At 66.1% G+C, this 23550-nt stretch carries 17 protein-coding genes; 6 read left to right on the top strand and 11 right to left on the bottom strand.

Annotated elements, in window-relative coordinates:
- The first annotated feature begins 147 nt into the window (after positions 1–147).
- The 3 genes from ABWP89_RS05460 to nadC are packed head-to-tail and all read left to right on the top strand — an operon-like array spanning position 148 to position 3070.
- Complete coding sequence (locus ABWP89_RS05460) at positions 148–1341, top strand: sensor histidine kinase (RefSeq protein ID WP_353227771.1); 1194 nt, start codon at positions 148–150, stop codon at positions 1339–1341.
- 44 nt (positions 1342–1385) lie between these two features.
- On the top strand, positions 1386–2183 hold the full coding sequence (locus tag ABWP89_RS05455) for a LytR/AlgR family response regulator transcription factor (RefSeq protein ID WP_353227770.1): 798 nt from the start codon (positions 1386–1388) through the stop codon (positions 2181–2183).
- The gene (gene nadC, locus ABWP89_RS05450) at positions 2183–3070 is read left to right on the top strand and encodes a carboxylating nicotinate-nucleotide diphosphorylase (RefSeq protein WP_353227769.1); all 888 of its coding nucleotides are present in this window, start codon (positions 2183–2185) and stop codon (positions 3068–3070) included. Before ABWP89_RS05455 ends, nadC begins: the two co-directional genes overlap by 1 nt.
- Before the next feature lie 121 nt (positions 3071–3191).
- Here nadC and ABWP89_RS05445 read toward each other — a convergent pair whose 3' ends face one another.
- Positions 3192–3656: a nucleoside deaminase gene (locus ABWP89_RS05445; RefSeq protein WP_353227785.1), complete on the bottom strand. Its 465-nt coding sequence runs from the start codon at positions 3654–3656 to the stop codon at positions 3192–3194.
- A 165-nt stretch (positions 3657–3821) separates the two neighbouring features.
- On the opposite strand from ABWP89_RS05445, the gene rpmB reads away from it, so the two are divergent.
- Positions 3822–4106 (top strand): 50S ribosomal protein L28, encoded by a 285-nt coding sequence (gene rpmB, locus ABWP89_RS05440; RefSeq protein WP_353227768.1) that lies wholly within the window; start codon positions 3822–3824, stop codon positions 4104–4106.
- Between the two features lie 100 nt (positions 4107–4206).
- On the opposite strand, the gene ABWP89_RS05435 is transcribed toward rpmB, so the two are convergent.
- The 3 genes from ABWP89_RS05435 to ABWP89_RS05425 all read right to left on the bottom strand — a co-directional run bounded on the left by ABWP89_RS05435 (position 4207) and on the right by ABWP89_RS05425 (position 7869).
- Positions 4207–5541, bottom strand: a complete 1335-nt coding sequence (locus tag ABWP89_RS05435; protein WP_353227767.1) for a cytochrome P450 — start codon at positions 5539–5541, stop codon at positions 4207–4209.
- A gap of 73 nt (positions 5542–5614) precedes the next feature.
- Complete coding sequence (locus ABWP89_RS05430; RefSeq protein WP_353227766.1) at positions 5615–6853, bottom strand: ABC transporter permease; 1239 nt, start codon at positions 6851–6853, stop codon at positions 5615–5617.
- Complete coding sequence (locus tag ABWP89_RS05425; protein ID WP_353227784.1) at positions 6853–7869, bottom strand: ABC transporter ATP-binding protein; 1017 nt, start codon at positions 7867–7869, stop codon at positions 6853–6855. Before ABWP89_RS05425 ends, ABWP89_RS05430 begins: the two co-directional genes overlap by 1 nt.
- A 91-nt stretch (positions 7870–7960) precedes the next feature.
- Here ABWP89_RS05425 and queG point away from each other — a divergent pair, with 91 nt between their 5' ends.
- Positions 7961–9025 (top strand): tRNA epoxyqueuosine(34) reductase QueG, encoded by a 1065-nt coding sequence (gene queG / locus ABWP89_RS05420; protein ID WP_353227764.1) that lies wholly within the window; start codon positions 7961–7963, stop codon positions 9023–9025.
- A 13-nt stretch (positions 9026–9038) separates the two neighbouring features.
- Here queG and ABWP89_RS05415 read toward each other — a convergent pair whose 3' ends face one another.
- Both ABWP89_RS05415 and ABWP89_RS05410 read right to left on the bottom strand, forming a co-directional pair.
- Positions 9039–10274: an NAD(P)/FAD-dependent oxidoreductase gene (locus ABWP89_RS05415; RefSeq protein WP_353227762.1), complete on the bottom strand. Its 1236-nt coding sequence runs from the start codon at positions 10272–10274 to the stop codon at positions 9039–9041.
- A 109-nt stretch (positions 10275–10383) separates the two neighbouring features.
- On the bottom strand, positions 10384–15120 hold the full coding sequence (locus tag ABWP89_RS05410; RefSeq protein ID WP_353227761.1) for an NAD-glutamate dehydrogenase domain-containing protein: 4737 nt from the start codon (positions 15118–15120) through the stop codon (positions 10384–10386).
- A gap of 371 nt (positions 15121–15491) precedes the next feature.
- Here ABWP89_RS05410 and ABWP89_RS05405 point away from each other — a divergent pair, with 371 nt between their 5' ends.
- On the top strand, positions 15492–16322 hold the full coding sequence (locus ABWP89_RS05405) for a 23S rRNA (adenine(2030)-N(6))-methyltransferase RlmJ (RefSeq protein WP_353227760.1): 831 nt from the start codon (positions 15492–15494) through the stop codon (positions 16320–16322).
- Positions 16323–16371: 49 nt separating this feature from the next.
- Here the strand turns inward: ABWP89_RS05405 and ABWP89_RS05400 are convergent, their stop codons facing one another.
- From ABWP89_RS05400 to mutS, 5 genes are all read right to left on the bottom strand, one after another.
- Positions 16372–17361: an LLM class flavin-dependent oxidoreductase gene (locus tag ABWP89_RS05400; protein ID WP_353227759.1), complete on the bottom strand. Its 990-nt coding sequence runs from the start codon at positions 17359–17361 to the stop codon at positions 16372–16374.
- Positions 17362–17383: 22 nt separating this feature from the next.
- Complete coding sequence (locus ABWP89_RS05395; RefSeq protein WP_353227758.1) at positions 17384–18310, bottom strand: tetratricopeptide repeat protein; 927 nt, start codon at positions 18308–18310, stop codon at positions 17384–17386.
- Positions 18307–19083, bottom strand: a complete 777-nt coding sequence (locus ABWP89_RS05390; protein WP_353227757.1) for an alpha/beta fold hydrolase — start codon at positions 19081–19083, stop codon at positions 18307–18309. The genes ABWP89_RS05395 and ABWP89_RS05390 overlap by 4 nt, the downstream gene beginning before the upstream one ends.
- Positions 19084–19218: 135 nt before the next feature.
- Complete coding sequence (locus ABWP89_RS05385) at positions 19219–20790, bottom strand: carboxylesterase/lipase family protein (RefSeq protein ID WP_353227756.1); 1572 nt, start codon at positions 20788–20790, stop codon at positions 19219–19221.
- Positions 20791–20863: 73 nt separating this feature from the next.
- Positions 20864–23452 carry a DNA mismatch repair protein MutS gene (gene mutS / locus ABWP89_RS05380; RefSeq protein ID WP_353227755.1) on the bottom strand — a complete coding sequence of 863 codons (2589 nt, stop codon included), beginning with the start codon at positions 23450–23452 and terminating at the stop codon, positions 20864–20866.
- Between the last annotated feature and the right edge of the window lie 98 nt (positions 23453–23550).

Raw genomic sequence — 23550 nt, 5'->3', positions numbered from 1 at the left:
GTGCCACCCACCGCCCCGCACCCCCGGCCCAACCGCCCACAGGGTACCTTAACTGGGCGGTTGAGCCGGGGGTGCGGGGCGGTGGGTGGCACTTCCGAAACAGACCCTTGGTTGCCCCTGGGCGTCAGCCGGGCTAAGCTGATCGCCATGGCCATGCTGCCGCTTCGCCCCACGCCGTTTTTCGGCAACAAGAACCGCGCTTTCTGGCGGCTGCAATTCCTTGGCTGGGGTGGCGCGCTACTGCTGCGCGCGATGTCCAGCCTGGCCAACGCGGTGCCGCTGTCGTTTCTGATCATCGTCATCATCGCCACGATCACCGGGTTTTCGCTCTCGCTGATCCTGTCGGTGATCTATCGCGCGCTGATCAACCGCCGCGCGCTGGTCACCTGGGGGGTGACCGCGGTGGTGCTGGCGATTGCGGTCGGGCTTTATGCGTTTATCGATTCGTGGGTGGTCAGCCTGTACCGCACCAATGCCCAATCCAGCTTTACCCAGTTGTTCCTAGGGGTGTTCTATCTGGATATGACGCTGCTGGGGGCATGGTCGGCGCTCTATTACGCGATCAATTTCTACATCCAGGTCGAAGAACAGAATGATCAGCTGTTGCAGCTGGAAAACCAGGCGACCAGCGCGCAACTGGCCATGCTGCGCTATCAGCTCAACCCGCATTTCCTGTTCAACACGCTCAATTCGATATCGACGCTGGTGCTGCTGAAACAGACCGAGCCGGCCAACGCCATGCTGTCGCGGCTGTCGGCATTTCTGCGCTATACGCTGATCAACGAACCGACCGCGCGGGTGACCGTGGCGCAGGAGATCGAAACGCTGAAGCTCTATCTCGATATCGAACGCATGCGGTTTGAAGACCGGCTGCGCACGCGCTTTGCCATCGAGGATGCGGCGAGCAACGCGCTGATGCCGTCGCTGCTGCTGCAACCGCTGGTCGAAAACGCCATCAAATACGCGGTCGGCCCGCTGGAAGAAGGCGCGGAAATCACCATCAGCGCCGATGTGATCGGCAGCGCGCTGCGCATCGCGGTGTCGGACACCGGGCCAGGCCTGCCGCCGGGCGTCGATCCCGCCGACCTGTTCGGCCCCAATTACAACCAGGGCGCCGCCGATCGCCGCCTGCCGGATTCGGGATCGACCGGGGTGGGCCTGGCCAATATCCGCGACCGGCTGGGGCAGGCCTACGGTGAAAACCAGCGGTTCGACATCGCCACCGGGCCCGAAGGTGGGGTAGTGGTGACGATCGAATTGCCGTTTGAGGCGCGCATCCCGCCCCCGCCCGCCGCCAGTGCATCTGTTCAGCGAACGCTCAACCCCGCGATGATACAATAACCTTTGCACCACACACGCCGCCTCTCTGGGCCCAAGGAAACGCCATGACCATCCGCACGATCCTTGTCGATGACGAGAAACTGGCCATTCAGGGTCTGCAACTGCGACTGGCCGCCTTTCCCGATGTCGACGTGATCGACACTTGCGCCAACGGGCGTGAGGCGATTCGCAAGATCAAGACCGAAAAGCCCGATCTGGTGTTTCTGGACATCCAGATGCCCGGCTTTGACGGGTTCAGCGTGGTCAAGGGCGTGATGGAGATCGATCCGCCGCTGTTCGTGTTCGTCACCGCCTATTCCGAACACGCGTTGAAGGCGTTTGAGGCCAACGCCGTCGATTACCTGCTGAAACCGGTGGACCCTGACCGGCTGGCCGACGCGCTGGACCGCGCGCGCACGCGCCTGGCGGAAAAACGCGGGCTGGAAGAAGTGGAAAAGCTGAAAATCGTGCTGGCCGAGGTTGCGCCCGACGCCATGCCCGACATGGAGGACGATGGCGAACCGGCCGCCGCGCGGTTTGAAAAGCTGATCAACATCAAGGATCGCGGCCAGATTTTCCGCGTCGATGTCGATTCGATCGAACGCATAGAGGCGGCGGGCGATTACATGTGCATCTTTACCGGCGACAATTCGCTGATCCTGCGCGAAACGATGAAGGACCTGGAACGCCGGCTGGACCCGCGCGTGTTCCAGCGCGTCCACCGGTCAAAAATCGTCAACCTCGACCTCGTCCGCCAGGTCCGCCCGCACACCAATGGCGAATGCTTTCTGGTGCTGCAATCGGGCGCGGAGGTGAAGGTCAGCCGGTCATACCGCGATGTGGTCGCGCGGTTCGTGCATTGATGGCAACGATCGAAAAGACCATGCCCGCCACCTTCACCCTGCCCGGTTTCGACCTTGACGCCTTTGTCGCGCAAACTTTGGCCGAAGACCTGGGGGCAGGCCTGCCCGGCGGCGGGCGCGATGTCACCAGCGACAGCGTGATCCCCGCAGCCGCGCGGTTCGCCGGGGTGATGGACAGCCGCGATGCGGTGGCGGTGTGCGGGTTGCCGATCGCGGCGGCATTCTTTCGCGCGCTTGATCCGGCTTGTGAAACAGAGATTCTGATCGCCGAGGGTGCCATTGTCGCACCCGGCACTGCGTTGATGCGCATCGCCGGATCGGCGCGCGCGCTGCTGACTGCCGAACGCAGCGCATTGAACACCGTGCAGCACCTGACCGGGATCGCCACGCTGACGCGCAGCTATGTCGATGCGATGGGGGCGACCCGCACCCGCCTGCTCGATACGCGCAAGACCATTCCTGGCTTGCGCGTGCTGGAAAAATACGCGGTGCGAACGGGTGGCGGGCACAACCACCGCATGGGCTTGTATGATGCGGCGATGATCAAGGACAACCACGTCGCGGTCGCAGGCGGGGTTGGCGAAGCGGTGCGCCGCGCGCTGCACGCCGGGGTGCGCGACGTGATCTGCGAGGTAGATCGGCTCGACCAGATCGAACCCGCGCTGCAGGCTGGCGCGACGCGCCTGCTGCTCGACAATATGGCGCCCGACATGCTGCGCGTCGCGCTGGCGAACGTTGCCGGGCGCGTGCCGTGCGAGGCTTCGGGCGGGGTGCGGCTCGATACGATTGCGGCGATTGCCGCCACCGGGGTCGATTACATCTCGGTCGGGCGGTTGACGCAGAGCGCACCGGCGGCTGATATCGGGCTGGATTTCACGCCTCTGTAGGCGCGTGCCGCGCAAACCGCCCGCCCCGCCCCGCCTCCCCACCCGGCCACCAACGATACCAGCAGGATATGGTGGCCAGCTACTTAGCGCCTGATGCGATAAGAAAGAATCGGCTCAGGCGCTAAGATGGTGCGCGCCGCGCTTTGAAAAACGCGCGCAACTGGCTGGCCGCTTCGGCCTCGCCCAGCCCGGCATAGACTTCGGGCCGGTGCAGCACGCCTGGCTGGTCAAACACCCGCGCGCCATGGGCGACCGCGCCGCCCTTGGGATCAGGCGCGGCGTAATAGACGCGGGCGATACGCGCATGGACCATCGCACCGGCACACATTGCACAGGGCTCGAGCGTGACCCACAGATCACACCCATCCAGCCGGTCGCGCCCCAGCGCCACCGCCGCCGCGCGGATCGCCAGAATTTCGGCATGGGCGGTGGGGTCATGGCAGTCGCGCGGGCCATTGTGCGCCGTCGCAATGATCAACCCGTCGCAGACCACCACCGCGCCGACCGGCACAGCATCGGCCGCAGCGGCACAGTCGGCCTGCGCCAGCGCTGCGCGCATCGGTTCGGGCAAGGGCCAGCGGGTCATCACGTCATGCGCTAGCATGGTGCACGCGCCGGTGGTACCAGCGTTGGCCGCCGAACCGGTCATTTGCTGCGCACATGGCGCGGCGAATCCTTGACTTCGCCGGGTGAATCGATAAGGGCGCACCTTCGAGTTTATCTTCCTGCGAACACAAGCGAGTTTTAAGCCATGTCGCGCATTTGCGAACTGACCGGTAAGGGTCGCCAAGTCGGTCACAACGTAAGCCACGCCAACAACAAGACCAAGCGCGTGTTTCTGCCCAACCTGCAGAACGTGACGCTGATGTCGGAAAAGCTGGACCGCAGCTTTCGCTTTCGCGTGTCGACCCACGGGTTGCGTTCGGTAGAACACAACGGCGGGCTGGACAACTGGCTGCTGAAGACCAGCGACGATGATCTCAGCGTGCGCGCCGTCAAGGTGAAGCGCGAACTGAAGAAGTCTGTCGCCGCCTGACTTTTTGCCGGCGCTGCGGCGCTGGTCGGCATAAAAAAGCCCCGCCTTGGCGGGGCTTTTTGTGTTGGTGCGGGGGCGAACACGCCCGCCCCCGCCCAGATCAATAGGTTTCGACCGTAACGTCCATCCGGCGAAAACCGTGGACGAAATTGGCGCGCACGCGTTCCACTTTGCCCGTGACATTCACACGCATGCGCCGGGCGCGCATTTCTTCCAGCAGCACGCGCAACTGCAATTCGGCCAGCCGCGCGCCCACGCAGCGGTGGATGCCATGCCCGAACGCCAGGTGGCGGCGTGCATTGGGGCGGTTGACGATCAGCTTGTCGGGATTTTCGAATATCGTTTCATCGCGGTTGGCCGACAGGTACCACATCACCACTTTGTCGCCGGCGCGAATCTGCTGACCGAACAGATCGATGTCGGATTTGGCGGTGCGGCGCATATGCGCCAGCGGGGTCACAAAGCGCAGGCATTCCTGCACCGCGTTGGGGATCAGCGAACCATCGTTTTCCAGCAATTCACGCTGATCCGGAAACGTGTGCAGCGCATGCACAATGCCCGACATGGTGTTGCGCGTGGTGTCGTTGCCACCCACGATCAACAGCACCAGATTGCCCATGAATTCCTGCGGGCTCATGTGCGCCATCGCTGGCGAATGGATCATCATCGAAATCAGATCGGGGCTGGGCGGCTGGCCCATGCGTTCCATCCACAAGCGGCCGAAATATTGCGCCATTTCGCCCAGGATGCCGAACCGTTCATCGGCCAGATCGGGCGCCAGCGTCAGTTCGACATCGCCCGCCCAGTCGGACCAGAACGTCAGCAGGCGGCGGTCCGGCCAGGGAAAGCCGAACAGCAGCGCCAGCATGCCGGTGGTCAGTTCGATCGAAACTTTGTCGACCCAGTCGAATTCCACCCCGATCGGCAGCGAATCGAGCAGTTCCGCCGTGCGGCTGCGAATTTCGGTTTCCATCCGCACCATTTCGGTGGGGGTAAACGCGGGCGCGACGGTGCGGCGCTGGCCGGTGTGCTGGGGCCGGTCCATCGCGATGAACATCGGCAATTGCCGTTCGGCCAGCAGCGCCGGATCGATATTCTGGGTGGGATCGCCAATCGTGATGCCGCCATGTTCCCACGAGGACGAGAACACATCGGGCAGTGATTCGACGTGCAGGATCGCCTTGTGCGAGGTGACGTTCCAGTAATCGCCATAGGGCGTGCCGGTAACCTTGTTGACCGGTGCAGAGGCCCGCATTTCGGCAAAGATCGGCCCCCAGGTGTCGTAGACATAAATGTCCGACCGGCTGACGTCCCAGGGGTGCGTGTGCACCGCGCGTGCCTGCGGATTGGCGGCCAGCCATTCGTCAAACGCGGCGCTGGCGGTGGGGCTGGTGCGATAGGTCGGGACTGTTTCGGGCGCGAGCTGTGTGGCCATCGGGAATCCTCCGTCGGGGGGCATCACAGCGCCCCCCTTTCAGCGCGGAGTATTCCCTTAACCTACACTGATGTCAATAACCGGCAGGCTGCGTTGCGGGCGAAACAGTGGTGGCCGCAATCACCGCCGCCTTGCGCTGGCGCCGGCGCGCCGGGCCCGATTTCATTACCGTCCGGCGGAACAGCATCGATCCGCCGCGGATGATCGCGGCCACGCACAGCCCCTGCCATACCAGCGCCACCACGTGCGGCCATACGCCGGTATGTTCGGCGGCATAGGCCATCATGGCATAGGGCGAACTGATCGGAAACACTTGCGCCACCGTTTCGATCCAGCTGCCAGGCCGGGCGAGCGCAAAGCTGGCAAAGAAAAACACGATCAGTTGCAACATGGTCGCCGGCATCGACAACGTCTGCACTTCGCGCACGGTGTTGGCCATGCCGCCGATCGTCAGGAACATCGATCCCAGCAGCAGATAGGCCATGGCGAAATAGGCAAAGCCCAGCCCCAGGAACATCGGCCAGCCCACCGCCGGCGCTTCAAGAAACGGGATCGAACGCGCGCCGACCAGGAACAGCACGCCATAACCGCTGCCCCACACCGCGATGCCGACCATGCTGACCGCCAGCATGGCAAACAGCTTGCCCATGAACAATGCGTCCATCGGGATTGATGCGGCCAGCACTTCGATGATCTTGTTGGCTTTTTCTTCAACCAGGTTGGACAGCACCATGCCCGCCAGCAGCATCGTCAGCAAAAACAGCAGCAATTGCCCGGCCTGCGCAGTCACCACCCGGCCGTTGTGTTCGTTGGCAGCAGTGGTGGCCACCACGTCTGGCTTCACCACGGGATAGGCGGCGCTATCGCCGCTGCGCGCACGCGCGGCAAACAGCCCGATCATCCCGCGCCATTCATCCACGCGTCCCTGCGGCCCGGTCAGCACCGGCGCATCCAGCGTGCCCGTCACCACCGCCGACATCTGACGCACTTTCAGCACGCTGCGCGGGTCAAAATGGTCACCCGGGCGCAACCGGTTCAGCACCACCATGTCGGGCGCACCGCCCGGCATATGATCGACCAGCGCCGCGCGCGCCGCGACCAGCTGGTCGCCCTGTTGCGCGGGCATGGCAATCCCGATCACCGTGCGATCCATGTCGTGCTGTACGCTGGCGCCGATCATCCCGGCAAAAAAGCCGACAATCACCGGGAACAGCGGCCCCAGCAGGAAAAAGATGAACGCCTTGGAAAACACCACGGCGACAAAATCGCGGCGGGCAATGACCCCGGCCGCACGCACACGTTCGGCGATCATCAGCGGCGCCCCTTCTTGAGATTGGTTTCGGCGTCTTCGCGGTTTTCTTCCAGAGCGCGCGCGGCGGCCTCACCCGCGATCGCCACAAAGGCATCGTGCAGCCCGGCGCGTTCAATCGACAGGCTCAGGATGCCGGCATCGCCCTCGATCAGCGCGCGCAACAACGGTTCGACCCCGGTTTCGGGCAGGCTGAAATACCAGAACGCGCCGCCCTGCGCCTTGGCATCGCAGCGCGCATCGGCGGGCAGCGCGGCGCGCCACTGGCCATCGCGGGCGCGGGTTTCCAGCCGCACTTGCGGGCGCAGCCGGTCGCGCGCAACATCGACCGGGCCGGCAAACGGCACTTTGCCACCGGCGATAATCGCGATCTGGTCGCACATGCGTTCGGCATGCGCGATCACATGGGTGGAAAACAGCACGGTCGCACCGCGCGCAGCCAGCCCGCGAATCAGCGCTTCCAGCCGGCCCTGGTTAATCGCATCCAGCCCCGAAAACGGTTCGTCCAGCACCACCAGATCGGGTTCGTGGATCAGCGTACCGATCAATTGCACCTGTTGCGCCATGCCCTTTGACAACTGGCGGATCTGGCGGTCGGCGGCATGGCCCAGGCCATAATCATCCAGCATCACGCGCGCACGCCGGCGCCCTTCGGCCAGCGGCACGCCGCGCAGCGCGGCCAAAAAGGCAATCGCCTCATACGCCTTCATCGCCGGGTACAGCCCGCGTTCTTCGGGCAGATAGCCGATGCGGTGCGCCAGATCGGTGGGCCGTTCAGTGCCCAGCACACAGCGATAGCCCTCATCAGGGTCGATGATCCCCAGCAGCATGCGCAAAGTGGTGGTTTTGCCTGCGCCATTGGGGCCAAGCACGCCATAGATCGACCCGCGCGGCACCGAAATGTCCACGCCATCGACCGCCAGCGTGCCGTCAAAGCGTTTGACCAGCCCACGCGCCACAATGGCGAGATCGGGGGCCAGATCGGCTGGCGCGACGGACGCGTCCCCGGCATTGCCCATTACGGCCATTTCCCCCACAAAGCTCTGCATCGGTTCGTATCTCATGACGGGCACGTGTAACCCTAGGCCATGAATGGACGAGGCAGCAAGTTTGGTTAACGACGCGGAAACCTTTGCCCAAAAAATCCGTGCACAGGCACAGGCGCTGGGGTTTGTCGCCTGTGGCTTTGCCCCGGCAGACGAAGACCCGTTGCGCGCGGCGCGGCTGGAACAATGGCTGGGCGATGGCAACCATGGCAGCATGGAATGGATGGCCGGGCGCGCCGATCACCGCCGTTCACCGCAGGGCCTGTGGCCAGCAGCGCAAAGCGTGATCGCATTGGGCATGAGCTATGCCCCCGCCACCGACCCGCGCGACCTGGGCGCGGTGGCCGATCCCGCGCGGATTTCGGTCTATGCACAAGGGGCGGATTACCACGACGTGGTCAAACGCGCGTTGAAGGCGCTGGCGCGGTGGATTGTGGCCGAACGCCCCGATTGCGACGTGAAAGTGTTCGTCGATACCGCCCCGGTGATGGAAAAGCCGCTGGCCGCCGCCGCCGGCATCGGCTGGCAGGGCAAACACACCAATCTGGTCAGTCGCGCGCACGGGTCATGGCTGTTGCTGGGCATGATCTTCACCACGCTGCGCCTGCCGCCCGACACCCCGCATGAAGACCGCTGTGGCACCTGCACCGCGTGCCAGACCGCCTGCCCCACCGATGCGTTCCCCGCGCCCTATCGCATCGATGCGCGGCGCTGCATTTCGTACCTGACGATCGAGCACAAAGGCGAAATTCCGCACGAATTCCGCACGGCGCTGGGCAACCGCATCTATGGCTGTGATGATTGCCTGGCGGCGTGCCCGTGGAATTCGTTCGCCAGTGCGGCCGCCGCCAACCGCGCGTTTCTGCCGCGTGCCGAGCTGGCCGCGCCGCGGTTGGCCGATCTGCTAACGCTGGACGATGGCACCTTTCGCGCGCTGTTTTCCGGATCGCCGATCAAACGCATCGGCCGCGACCGGTTTGTACGCAATTGCCTGTATGCTGCCGGCAACAGTGGTGATCCGGCGCTGTTCATGCCGGTGCAACGCCTGCTGGCCGATCCCGACCCGGCGGTGGCCGATGCCGCCAGCTGGGCGCTGGATCAATTGGTCAGCGGTCTGCCGGTGCCATGACCGGCAGAGCGTGTCAGACCATTTCCTTCAACGGCGTCGCCGTATCCGCCAGCCGGGCGGGATCGATCGTCGCGCCCAATTCCACCAGCTTCTTGCCCTGCACATAGTCCTTGACCATGTTGACGCAGTCGAGCGCGATCACCCGGCCCTGTTTCAGATAGATCACGGAAAACGACCGCGTGGCGGGATCGCCGCGGGTGACCGTGGCGTCAAACCCGATTGACAGGCCAACGGTTTGCAGGCGCAGGTCATACTGGTTGGACCAGAACCACGGCACCGCCTTGTACGGCACCGGGTTGCCGGTAATCGCCTTGGCCACCGTGGTCGCCTGATCGTTGGCGTTCTGCACCGATTCCAGCCGGATCACCGCACCATCGGCATAGGTGTTGGCATGGGCCGCGCAATCGCCGATGGCATAGACATCGGCCAGGCTGGTGCGGCACAGATCATCGACAGCCACGCCGTTGCCGCCCTCGGCCCCGGCGGCCAGCAAGGGCACGGTGGCGGGAATGATGCCGATGCCGACGATCACGATCTGCGCCGGCAGCACGGTGCCATCCACCAGCCGCACCCCGGTCACTTTGCCATCTGCGCCCTCCAGCGCGGCGACCGCCACATCGGTGCGCAGATCGACGCCGTGCGCGCGATGTTCGGCCTCGTAAAACGCTGACAAAACCGGCCCCGCGACACGCGCCAGCACGCGTGGCAGCGCCTCCAACAGCGTGACATGCACCCCGAATTTGGTCAGCACTGCGGCCGCTTCCAGCCCGATATAGCCACCGCCGATCACCACCGCACGTTTCGCACCGGCGTCCAGTTCACCCATCAGGCGGTCGGCATCGTCGCGGGTGCGCACGGCGTGAACCCCGGCCAGATCATGACCATCCAGCGTCAACCGCCGCGCATCGCCGCCGGTGGCCCACACCAGCGTGCCATAGGCCATGATCGTGCCGTCATCCGTGGTAACGGTCTTTGCCGCCGGATCGACCGCCACCACTTCGTGGCCGAGCATGAAATCGACCTGCTTGTCGGCCCAGAATGCCGCAGGGCGGATCATGATGCGGTCAAACGTCTTTTCGCGCGCCAGGTAATCCTTTGACAGCGGTGGGCGTTCATAGGGCAATTCGGGTTCGCGGCCGATTACCGTGATTGACCCGGCAAACCCGTTCTGGCGCAGCGCAATCGCGGCCTGCGCGCCCCCGTGCCCCGCCCCGACGATCACCACATCTGCCATGCCCAGCACTACCATGCCCTGCCCTTTTGCCCAATCCGCATCGATCGCGTGCGGATTGGCCAAAACGCCTAGGCCGTCAACCTGTGCCGGTCAAATTTGGCCAGTTGCGACAACAAAAGCCCGTTTACCGCATCAGCAGGCTGCGCGCCTGGCTGGCAATCTGTGCCAGCATCGCCGGGGCGACCGCGCCGCTGGCCTGCGCCCGCGCGATCAGCGCGCGGAACTGGCGCACCGGCTCTGGCTGGCTGCCCAGCCATGCGGTGACAAAGGCTGCCGGATCGGCACTGCCCGCACGCGCCAGAAATTCCAGCCGCATCTGTTGAAAATCGCGCGCCAGCCCGGCCACCAGCAGGCGTTCCCACGGGTCGGACGGGCTCGCCCGGCTGGCCATCTGTTGCGCCCAATCGAGCCCGAGCGCGGCGCCCAGATCGGCAAACGCGCCGGTCAGCGCACCGGCATCGACACCTTGCGCCGCGGCCAGATGCGCCAGGCCAATCGCGCCATCCAGATCGTGCAGATGCACCACCCGCGCGGCGATATCGGCAGGCACGCCCTGCCCGGCCAGTTCGGCGGTCAACCGCCGCCCTTCGGCCTGTGCCTCTCCGCGCAGCAATTGCAGCGTGGTGTGCGACAACAGCCCGACCCCGCCGGCCAGATCATCGATCAGATCGCCGATCGCTGCGGTGCCGTGCCCGGCGCGCAGGACATCGGCAATATGGCCGCGCAACGCGCGCGCGACGCGGTCAAACATGGCCAGCCGCGCGGTTTCGGGCATGTCCGCGCTGTCCAGCAGATGCCAGGTGGTCGCGCAATCGAACAGCCGTTCGGCCGCCACGAACGCCGCCGCAACCTGCGCCACGCTGCACCCTTCTTCTTCGACCAGTTCAAACGGATGCACCGGGCCCAGCCGGTTGACCATGCGGTTGGCCAATTCGGTGGCAATCACTTCGCGCCGCAACCGGTGGTGGACAATGTCGGTTTCAAACACTTCCTGCATCGCCGGCGGAAAGGCTGCCAGCAGTTCGCATTCCAGCACCGGATCATCGACCACTGTGCTGTCCTCCAGCGCGCGTTGCAGCGCCAGTTTGGCGGTGCAGGCGATCACCGCCAGTTCCGGGCGCGTAAATCCGTGGCCGGCGGCGGCGCGGCGGGCATAATCCTCTGACGTGGCCAGCCCCTCGGTCTTGCGATCGAGCTCACCCATATCCTCCAGCACATCGATCAGGCGGGAAAGCGCCGGCACCGCCGCCGTTCCGCCGCGTTCGGCCACCGACAGCGCCAGCGCCTGCAGCCGGTTGTCGGTCAGCACCAGATCGGCCACCGCATCGGTCATTTCCACCAGCAGGCTGACCCGGCCCGGTTCATCCAGCCGCCCGTCGCGCTGCGCCGCAGCCAGCGCGATCTTGATATTGACCTCGTGGTCCGAACAATCGACCCCGGCAGAATTGTCGATAAAATCGGTGTTGACCCGGCCGCCCGTGCCACCCGCGCCGCGTTGTGCAAATTCGATCCGCGCGGCCTGCGTCATGCCCAGATTGGCGCCTTCACCCACCACCCGCGCGCCCAGTGCGGTGGCGGTCACGCGCACCACATCGTTGGCCGGATCGCCGACGGTGACGTTGTTTTCGGCTTCGCCGCGCACATAAGTGCCGATGCCGCCGAACCACAGCAGATCAACCCGCGCGCGCAAAATCACCGAAATCAGCGATTCAGGATCGATTTCGGCCTGGGTCAGCCCCAGCAGGCCGCGCATGGCATCGGTCAGCGGGATCGATTTCAGGCTGCGCGGAAAAATGCCGCCGCCAGGCGACAGCGCGGCGCGATCATAGTCATCCCAGCTGGACCGCGGCAGCGCAAACAGCCGCGCGCGTTCCTGCCACGACGCTTCCGGATCAGGCAAAGGATCAAGAAAGATATGGCGGTGATCGAACGCCGCGACCAGCTTGATCGCGTGGCTGAGCAGCATGCCGTTGCCGAACACGTCGCCCGACATGTCGCCCACCCCGACCACGCGCACCGGATCGGCCTGTACATCCACGCCCAGTTCGCGGAAATGGCGTTGCACCGACAGCCAGGCGCCGCGCGCGGTAATGCCCATCGCCTTGTGATCATAACCTTTTGATCCGCCGCTGGCGAAGGCATCGTCCAGCCAGAAACCGCGTTCCTGCGCAATGGCGTTGGCAATGTCGGAAAAGGTCGCGGTGCCCTTGTCGGCGGCGACCACGAAATAGGGGTCTTCGCCATCGTGCACGACCACGTGGGCGGGATGTACCACCGCGCTGCCGACGATATTGTCGGTCACCGACAGCAGCGCGCGGATGAACACCTGGTAACTGGCGCGGCCCTCGGCCAGCCAGCCATCGCGATCGGCCACGGCATCGGGCAGGCATTTGGGATAGAACCCGCCCTTGGCGCCGGTCGGGACGATCACCGCGTTTTTCACGCGCTGCGCCTTCATCAGCCCCAGCACTTCGGTGCGGAAATCGTCGCGCCGGTCGGACCAGCGCAGGCCGCCCCGCGCGATTGCCCCGGCGCGCAGATGAATGCCCTCTACCCGCGCGGAATAGACAAAAATCTCGCGCCACGGCACCGGGCGCGGCAATCCGGGCACCAGGCCCGAATCAAACTTGAACGCCAGCGCCTCGGCCGCTGCCGGGGCAAAGGCATTGGTGCGCAGGATCGCCGAAACGGCCGCCTGAAACCCGCGCAACAGCCGATCGTCGCTGATCGCGGTGACTTTGGCCAGGCCGGCGCGAATCGCCGCCTGCGCCGCGTCGGCGGCCGCATCGCGGTCGCCGGCAAACGCCGGATCGTGGCGCGCCACAAACAGCGCGATCACCGCGTGGGTAACATCGCCGGCGCGCTGCAATGCCCAGACTGCCGCGTCCAGATCGACCGTCAGCCCGGCCTGGCGCAAATAGCGGTACCAGCCGCGCAGCCAGTTGGCCTGTTGCGGTGACAGCCCGATCGCGGTGATCAGGCGGTTGAACCCGTCGTCTTCGGCCGTACCGTTCAGCACCGCGGCCAGCGCAGTTTCAATCTCTGCCTTGCGCGCCAGCAGCGCATCCACCCCGCCCGATGCCGGCAGCGCCACCAGGAAATCGTGGATATAGCCCAGCCGGCCCTGGGCCAGCGCGGTCGGCAGTTCCTGCATCACGCGAAAGCCGAAATTTTCCAGCACGGGCACCGCATCCGACAGCACCATCGCGCCATCGCGCTGATACAGTTTCAGCCGCAGGTCTTCATCACCGCCCAGCCGGTGCAGGCGCGCTGCACGGCGCGGCGCACCGCTGGCATCGCCGCCGCCAGGGTGTAGCACGCGCAAGGCGCCGATATCCTCGGCCGCCTCTGCCGGGCCATAAGTATGGCGATAGGGAATGGGAAAGGCATCGGCATAGCGCGCCGCGATTGCCGCCGCCCGGCTGGGGTCTTCGACCCGCGCGAGTTCGGTTTCGACCGCGATGTCCCACCCGCGCACCATCGCCTGCAACGCGTGATCGAGCGCGTCGGCATCCAGGCCGCTGCTGCCGTCGCGGATATCCAGCACAAACCGGGTGATCGCCAGCGCGTTGTCATCGACCTGCAGGCTCCAGTCGATCACCTGCGCGCCGGCGGCGTTTTCCAGCATGGTCTGCACGCGGGCGCGCACTTCGGTCGATTGCACATCGCGCGGCAGCCACACGAATGCAAACAGGTGGCGCGCCAGCGGTGCCTCTACCAGCCGCAGCCGCGCGCGCGGCCGGTCCAGCAGGCTCATCATCGTGGTGGCGATGCGTTCCAGATCATCATCGGCAAAGCTGATCAACAGGTCGTGCGGCAGCGCGGTCAGCGCGTGGGTCAGCGATTTGGCATCATGGCCGACGCGCGAAATGCCCAGTTTGGCGGTCAGCGTATCCAGCTGGCTGCGCAACAGCGGCACGCGGTCGGGCGTGGCCGACAGCGCAGCGCTGGTCCACACCCCGGCGTGGATCGACAGCGCCACCACCTCTCCCCGCGTCCGCAGCGGCACCAGGAACAGATCGAGCGGCACGCAGCGGTGCACGCGCGCGATATGGTTGGCCTTGACCACCAGCGGCACGCGCGGCGGGGCGCCAGCGGGGCCGGGGGTTTCAAAATAGGCAAAGGCGCGGGCATACGACGCATCGCTCAACAGTGGATCATCGCTGGCGCGGCAGATGCCCAGCCGGTCATCCAGCCGCCCGTCACGATGCCGCACCACCCGGCCAAGCTGGGTCAGCATGCCATCGGCCAGCCAGCGCATCAGCGCCGCGGCTTCCGCATCGGGCACGGTGCGCGCATCGTCCTGCATCGCCGCCTGCATGCGCGGCCAATCGGCCACGGCAGCATGCACATCGGCCAGCGTGGCGTGCAAGTCCTCCACCAGGTCGCGTCGGCCGCGCGCATCGACACGTTCGGTTTCGCAATAGATGATCGATTCGCGCAATTCGCCGATCGCCTCGCCATCGGGCAGCGCCAGCAAACGCCCGTCGGGATCGCGCCGCACCGCCAGCACCGGGTGCACCAGCCGGTCGATGGTCAGCCCATGGCGGGTGACCGCCGCGCAGACCGAATCGACCAGAAACGGCATATCCGCATTGACCACCGCGATGCGCAGATAGCGCGGGTTGGTGTCAGTGCCCGCCACGCTTTCCATCGCCACCGACGGTTCCGCACCCTTGCGCCGCGCCACCGCGCGCATGGCAAAGCGCGCCGCCTGGGCCAGCCGCGCCGCATCAAAATCGGCGGCATCGGTGGGCAACAGCGAACCCGCAAACCGCGCGGCGAGCGTGGTTTCCAGCGTGGGCGTGGGCGTGGGCGTGGGTGCGGCAGCACCAGGCGCGGGTTCGGTCAGCGTGGCCATATGGTTCCTTCCCGGTGCCAGCGTGCGTTGGCGGCTGTCTTTATGCTTGTGGAATACCACCGCACGGCATTCGGACAAGCCCGGCTGCACTATCGCAGTTGCAGTCCGGCCCATCGTCGATCAAAGACCTAGCCACGGCAGATTAACTGTTCATGGCGGGATATGGCACGATCATTACCTAACGCTGCAAGGTCAGCTTCGTGTGGTGACAGAATTGGGCCGATCGACCGGAAACGATCCAGACGTCACCAGGAGCTTCGTCATTCCCGCGAAGGCGGAAATCCAGTTCCGATCGGGCTGCAAGCGACATGCGCCCGGCAACCGCGCCCGGCAGCGCGTACAAAGGCCGATCGTCAGGATTTTGCATCGCAATGAATTATCGCCATTCCTTCCATGCCGGCAATAGCGCTGATGTCGTGAAGCACAGCCTGCTGATCGCCCTGGTGCGGGCATTGCAGCAAAAACCGGGCGCGCTGACCCTGATCGACACCCATGCCGGCTGCGGGCTGTACGACCTTTACGGTGAGCAGGCGCAACGCACCGGCGAGTCCACGCAGGGCGTGCTGCGGGTCTTTGCCGACCCGAACCCCTTGCTGAACGACTACCGCGCGGCCGTACAGGCGGCCAATGCCGGGGCCGAGCCGCAGCTCTACCCCGGATCGCCCCGGATTCTGGCGCAGCTGCTGCGCCCGCAGGATTTGCTGATCCTGAACGAAAAGCATCCCGAGGACGCCTATGCCCTGCGCGGCGTGATGCGCGGCACAGCCGCTGCCGTGCATGAGCGCGACGCCTATGAGCTGTGGCTGGCGATGGTGCCGCCCCGCAGCCCTCGCGGTGTGGTGGTGGTCGACCCGCCGTATGAACAGACGGACGAACGCGAACGGATCACCGCCACCCTCGCCGCCGCGTGCCGCAAATGGGCGCATGGCGTGACGGTGATCTGGTATCCGCTGAAAGACCGCGCCACGCATGGTCGGTGGCAGGAACAGTTGCGCAAGATCGGCATCCCGAAATTGCTGCAAGTGGAACATTGGTTGTACGATAGCGATCAACCCGGCATCTATAACGGCGCGGGACTTTATATCGTCAACCCGCCCTACGCCTTTACCGAAGCGCTGCCGCCTCTGCTGGAAGCCCTGCGCGCCGCGCTGGCGCCAGAGGGACATCGGGGCGAAATCACAGCCGCTTGGTTGGGTGGTTAAGGTTCTTTGCGATAAATCCCGCAACCAGCCACGCGGCACCCCGCAACGATCAGGCGGCCACTTCGCGCAGCGCGCTCATGGTCAGTCGCAGGCTGCGGCGGCGTTTGGCCGGATCGAATGTCGCACCGGCCACGATCAGCTCATCGGCCTGCGTGCGGGCGCGGAACGCGTCGATGCGTTCGGCCACGGTGCGCGGGGCTCCGATCGCCGACACCTGGCGCATATGGTCGATCATCGCGCGGGCCGGGGCGGGCAGGCTGTCGCGGTATCCGGGCACCGGTGGCGGCAATTGGCCCGGGGTGCCGCTGCGCAGGCGCACGAATGACTGGTCCATCGAACTGGCCAGCAGCACCGCTTCATCATCGCTGTCGGCGGCCACCACGTTGATCGCCGCCATCACATAAGGTTCGGCCAGCGTTTCCGATGGCTGAAATTTGTCGCGGTAGAGCGCCAGCGCGGCATCGAGGTGATCGGGCGCAAAGTGTGAGGCAAAGGCATAGGGCAGCCCCAGCATCGCCGCCAGTTGCGCGCCAAACAGGCTCGATCCCAAAATCCACAGTGCGGGCGCGGCGCCCTTGCCGGGATTGGCCTGCATCGGCAGGCGCGGATCGCCGGCAAATTGCGCCTGCAATTCCACCACGTCGTTGGGGAATTCTTCGGCCGCGCGGTTCACATCCTTGTGCAGCGCGCGCATCACGCGCTGGTCGGCGCCGGGCGCGCGGCCCAGCCCAAGGTCGATGCGCCCCGGAAACAGCGCATCCAGCGTGCCGAACTGTTCGGCGATCACCAGCGGATTGTGGTTGGGCAGCATGATCCCGCCCGATCCGATGCGGATGGTGCGCGTGGCATGGCCAATATGCGCCAGCACCACCGCGGTTGCCCCGCCGACTATGCCCGCCATGCCGTGGTGTTCGGCCACCCAATAACGGTTGTACCCTTCGGCCTCCGCCGCCTGCGCCAGCAGCGCGGCATCGGCCAGCGCACGCGCAACGGTGCCGCCTTCGACCACGGGGACCAGATCCAGCACGGAAAGTTTCATGGTATCCTCCTGGCGTGACGCATCATCGGCCCACTGGCGATGTGGGGGGTGGTGACGGATGATCAAGGGGCATGGTCGCCGGCACACTGGCCTGCACGGTCGCCGGGGCCAGGCCCAGTTGCGCCAGATAGCCGCGCGCGGTCTGCGCCTCTGCACTGTTGGGCGCGACCGCGACCACCGAATTCCACGATTTGCGCGCGGCGGCATCGTGGCCGGACAAGACCGCGATCACCCCTGCCTCCACCCCGATCGCCGGGTCGCGCGGATTCAGCTCCGCTGCGGTCTGAATATAGCCCTGCGCGCTGGCCAGATCCTGTTCGCGCCGCGCCAGCGTTGCCGACAGCAGCCACACTGCGGGGTCGGACGGTGCGGCCCGGCGCGCGTCGGCCAGCGACGCGGCGGCATCGCCATAGTGCCCAAGCGCCACTTGCGCCTGCGCGCGATCGGCCAGGATCGCGCCGCGGGCAGGCGCATCGGCGAAATCGCGCACCGCCAACGCGCGATTGAACCAGTCGAGCGCGGCGGCGCCATCGCCACGCGCCAGCGCGGCATTGCCTGCCATCGCCATCAGCGGCACCGCTTTGGCCGGCGCCGACGGCGGGGTTGCGGCCACGGCATCGGCAAAGGCCGCCTGGGCCCCGGCAAAATCGCCGCGATCGGACAGGATCAACCCCAGGCACTGGTCGGGCTGCGCGCGCTCCTCCGGCGCGCTGGCGCGGGCCAGCCAGTCGCGCGCAAAGACGAGCCCGGCATCGGCGTCGCGCCGCCCCTGCGTCAGACAGGCAGTCATCTGATCCGACAGGACCGGCGCGGCAATCGGCGCGGTCACTGGCGGCGGCGGCGTGGTATCCTTGCGGTGCTGGGTGATCGCCGGCAGCGGCGTCTGCGGATAGACATGCGGGTCCGGCCCGACCTGCATCAGCATCATCAACGGCAACAGCAGGCTCATGCAGGCATTTCCTTTGGCAGCGATGCGGTGACCTCTGCCAGCATGGCCAGCAACAGGGCAATATCGCCATCGCGCGACAGGCGATGATCGCCCTGCTTGATCAGATGGACCTGCACATCGTCTGAACGCAAGGCCGCCGCCAGCCGCAAGGCGATATCCCACGGCACATCGGCATCGCGCTGCCCGTGCAGCAGGCGCACCGGCCCGGTATAATCGATGGGCGCGTGCAACCGCCGCTGCGCCTGCCCATCGGCCCAGAATGCCGGGTACATCGGCGTCGGTTCGGGGCCATAGGGGTTGTCATCGTAAACCACCTGGCCCGCCGCCAACGCGGCCTGTGCCGCCGGATCGCGACCCCAGTCGGTAAAATCGGGCGCCGCGGCGATCCCCACCAGCGCGGCCACGCGCGCACCCAGCTGTTCCGCCACCAGCAGCATCAGCCACCCACCCATGCTCGACCCCACCAGCACCACGCGGGTCAGCCGGCAATGATCGATCAGCGCGATGACCTCATCGCGCCAGCGCGACAATGTACCGTGGGCAAAATCACCATCGCTGAGCCCGCATCCCGAATAATCAAGCAACAGGCAGGCGCGCCCATTGGCCTGCGCCCAGGCCGCCACGCTTCGCGCTTTTGACCCAGCCATGTCCGATTTGTACCCCGGCAGAAACATCAGCGCGGGACCGGTTCCGGGGGTCAGGCGATAGGCCAGCCGCCGGCCATCGGTCAGCGTGTGATACGACAATGCCGCGGGATCGGTGCAGGTGCTCATTGCCGCGGTGGTAATCGCTGCCCCGCGCGGATGCCATCGGTTTTGCGCGGGCGCGGCATGAACGGACGTAGGTATTGGTTGATCGCAGTGGCCCACACGTTGGCCGTCCATTCGGTCAGGGGGCCGGCCCTCCGGTCAGGAATGCGGTTCACCAATCAATGGGCACAACGCCAGATCGGGCAGCGGGGCGGCATGCACCGTGGTGCCGAAATGCAGGACCGGCGTGGCGGTTGCCTCACCCGCCGCCACCCAGCGCGGCCAGGCCGGCAGCCCCGGCGCGTTAGGATTGCCAGTCCGGGCAAAATTGACCCAATAGCGCATGATCGTGTCCGACAGCGCGCGATCGGCGGCGTCGGCGGGCAACCACGCATCGCTGGTGCCGAACACATAGGGGATTTCCGCGCCGTGGTACGCGCCAAAACCATGGTGCCCCGGGCGCACGCGGTCAAACCGATAGACCCAGGCGTCCAACCCTGCTGTGCGCGCGTCGCCCGCCAGCGCCACCGCCGGGCAGTGGAATTCGGGCGCGCTGGCCAGCAGATCGGCACGCGTGGCGGCATCGTTGGACAGGCGCTGCAACAGGTGCGCGGCATCGCCGGCATGGGCAAGGCCAGCCAGCGTGTGCGCCTCTGCCGCGCCGCGCGTGGCCGGGTCGGCGGGCAGATACATGCGGTATTCGTCGGCATTGCTGCCGATCAGCAGCGGCACGCGAAACGCCTGCGCCGCGGGCACCAGCGGTGACACGAACTGCCCCGGGTGGCGCGCGGCTTGCAAATGTACCAGATCATCCGGCGTCTGTTTGGCCAGATCGGCGGGCGGCACATCGCGCGCAAACAGATCGGTGGCAGCGCGCGTGGCGGCCGCGGGCGTGGCAAACGCCTCTGCCGACAGATAGCCGCTTTCGACAATCGCGCGCGCAAACAGCCCCTTTGCCACCGGCATATGCATCAGGCCGACAATATCGGTGCCGCCGGCGGATTCGCCAAACAGCGTGACCCGCGCAGCATCGCCGCCAAACGCCGCCACATGGTCGCGCACCCAGCGCAGCGCGGTAATCTGGTCGGACAGGCCCTGCCGCCCGGCGCTGACATCGGGCACCGCCGGATGCGCAAAAAACCCCAGCGCGCCCAGCCGATAATTGATGGTGACCACCACCACGCCGCGCGCCGCCAGCCGCGCACCGCGATAATTGGCCTCATGCCCATAACCGCCGGTGTTCGATCCGCCATGGACCCAGACCATCACCGGCAGGGGTTTTGCCGGGGTCCCTTTCGCGCGGGCCGGCGTCCAGATGTTCAGAAACAGGCAGTCTTCATCGCCGGGCGGGGTGGCGGGCACGACATCGCCATCGCTGCCCATGGCAACCGCCAATTTGCGATACCACGCCGCGGTGCCCTGGCTTTGCGGGCAAGTCGCGCCGAAATGCGTGGCATTGACTGCGCCATGCAGCGGCGCCTGCGTCGAAACATGCCAGCGGCGTTCACCAACCGGCGCCACGCCATAGCGGATGCCCAGATAGGCATCGACCCCGCCGGGCAACGCCACACCCGTCACCCGCGCATCGCCGACCGTGATCAGCGGCGGCGCGGCGTGTTCGGAAATGGCCGGTTTTGGCGCCTTTGCACAAAGCGGCGCCGACACTCCCGCCAGAGTCGCCAGTGCCATGATCAGGCCGCCCACCGGCGCCCATCCGTATCGCCCGTTCATCGCCTGTACTGTCCCGTTGCCCCGACTGCAGAATGCCCGAAATTCGTGGTTTTGGCCAGAGCCCTGCGCCACCCTAACTGTTGGCTTCGCGCTTCAGATCATACAGCACGTCCAGCGCGGCACGCGGGCTGAGCGAGTCGATATCCAGCGTGTTGAGCTTTTCGCGCAGGGCATCGACCTTCACCTCCGCCGCCTCGATCGCGGCGGCGAACAGCGGCAGGTCATCCAGCCCGGCGGCCAGCCCGCCGGTAGCGTTGCGGCCCTTTTCCAGCCGGTCGAGCACCGATCGCGCGCGGCGCAGCACCGCCTGTGGCACGCCGGCCAGCCGCGCTACCGCCAGGCCATAGCTTTTGTCGGCCGGCCCCGGCGCCAGTTCGTGCAACAACACCAGATCACCATTCCATTCGCGCGCGCGCACATGGTGCAGCGACAGCGCGTCACAGCTTTCGGCCAGCCGCGTCAGTTCATGGTAATGCGTGGCGAACAGGCAGCGGCAGCGGTTGACGCCATGGACCGCCTCCACCACCGCCCAGGCCAGCGCCAGCCCGTCATAGGTCGATGTGCCGCGCCCGACTTCGTCCAGGATGACAAAGCTGCGGTCGGTGGCCTGCGCCAGGATCGCAGCGGTTTCGACCATTTCGACCATGAATGTCGATCGCCCGCGTGCAAGATTGTCGCTGGCGCCCACCCGGCTGAACAACCGGTCCACCACGCCGATCTGCGCCGCATCGGCCGGCACAAAGCTGCCTGCCTGTGCCAGCAGCACGATCAGCGCGTTGGCGCGCAAAAACGTCGATTTGCCGCCCATGTTCGGCCCGCCCACCAGCCACAGCCGGTCTTCGGGCACCAGCCGGCAGTCGTTGGCAACAAACCGGCGCCCGCGCGCCGCCAGCGCCGCCTCTACCACCGGATGGCGCCCGCCGGTGATGTTCAGCACCGGTTCGCTGACCACGTGTGGCAATGCCCAGCCGCCTTCAGCCGCGCGTTCGGCCAGCCCGGCGGCGACATCGAAGCGCGCCAAAGCTGCGGCGGTGCGCGCGATAGTTTCCCTTACCGCGATGACACGCGCCGACAGATCTTCAAAATGCGCCTCTTCGGCGGCGAGCGCGTGGCCGCCGGATTCGGCAATGCGACTGGCCTCTTCATGCAATGCCAGCGCGTTGAAGCGCACCGCGCCGGCCATGGTCTGGCGATGGGTAAACCCCGAATCTGCCGCCATCAGCCGGTCGGCGTGGCGCGCCGGCACTTCGATGAAATAGCCGAGCACGCCGTTGTGGCGGATTTTCAGCGCGGCAACGCCGGTGTCATCGCGATACTTCGCCTCCAGCGCGGCGATCGCGCGGCGCGAATGGCTGGCCATGCTGCGCAGTTCATCCAGCGCGGCATCATACCCTTCGGCAATGAAGCCGCCCTGGCCGCGCTCGGTCGGCGGGGCGGGCACCAGCGCGCGCGACAGCAGATCGACCAGCGCGCCATGCCCGCGCAAATGCGGCAGCAAGGTCTGCGCCAGCGCGGGCAGATCGGGCCGTGCGCCCACCAGTTCGGCCAGCCGCGCGGCTTCGCCCAGGCCATCGCGCAATTGGCCCAGATCGCGCGGGGACCCGCGACCCGCTACCACCCGGCCGATCGCCCGGCCAATATCGGGCACCGCGCGCAGGGCGGCGCGCATGTCGCCGCGCAACAACGGATCATCATGCAGCCAGCTGACCAGTTCCAGCCGCTGGCGAATCGCAGGCAAATCGGTCAACGGCGCCGACAGATCTTCTGCCAGCAGGCGCGCGCCGGCCCCCGTCACACAGCGATCGACCGCATCGATCAGGCTGCCACGCCGGCCGCCGCCGCTGGCCACGGTCACCTCAAGACTGGCGCGCGTCGCTTCATCCATCGCCATGGTCTGGTCTTCGCCGCGCGGCACCGGTGGCAACAGAAACGGCAGCCGCCCGCGCCCGACATGATCGAGATATTCGATCAGGCCCCCGGCGGCGGCCAGCATCGCGCGGCTGAACTGGCCAAACCCGTCGAGCGTGGATACGCCGTGGATATCGCACAACAGCGTCTGGCCCCGGCCTGCATCAAACCCGCGCGCCGGCCGTTCAACCACCTCGCCCGACAGGGCCACGCCATGCCCCGCAGCGCTGTCAGCCACGATCGTTTCGGTCGCACCGATCCGCGCCAGCGCGGCGCCGATCGCATCGGGCGCGCACTGTTCCAGTTCCATCCGCCCGGTCGAAATATCGCAAGTGGCCAGACCGACAATGCCCGAAACCCAGCACAGCGCGGCCAGCACATTGGCGCTGCGCGGTTCCAGCAACGCCTCTTCGGTCAGGGTGCCGGCGGTGACAAAGCGCACGATATCGCGCGCCACCAGCGCCTTTGACCCGCCGCGCTGCTTCGCCTGTTCGGGGGTTTCGATCTGTTCGGCAATCGCCACGCGGCACCCGGCGCGGATCAGCCGCGCGAGATAACCGGTGGCGGCATGGACCGGCACCCCGCACATCGGAATGGCCTGCCCGCCGTGTTCGCCACGGCTGGTCAGCGCGATATCCAGGATTTGGCTGGCAGCCCTCGCATCATCAAAAAACAGTTCGAAAAAATCGCCCATCCGGTAAAACAGCAGGCAGCCTTCGGCCTGTGCCTTCAGCGCCAGATATTGCGCCATCATCGGAGTTGGGGCATGAGAAGTGACCACGTTCCGGGCTAGACCACACTCACGCGTTTTTTCAAACCACGGCCATCAGGATATCGACAATTAGCGCACCC

The sequence above is a fragment of the Novosphingobium sp. genome (assembly GCF_040398825.1).
GTDB lineage: Bacteria > Pseudomonadota > Alphaproteobacteria > Sphingomonadales > Sphingomonadaceae > Novosphingobium.
Note: the sequence above shows the minus strand (reverse complement) of the source record. Positions and strands in the feature narration are given on the sequence as shown.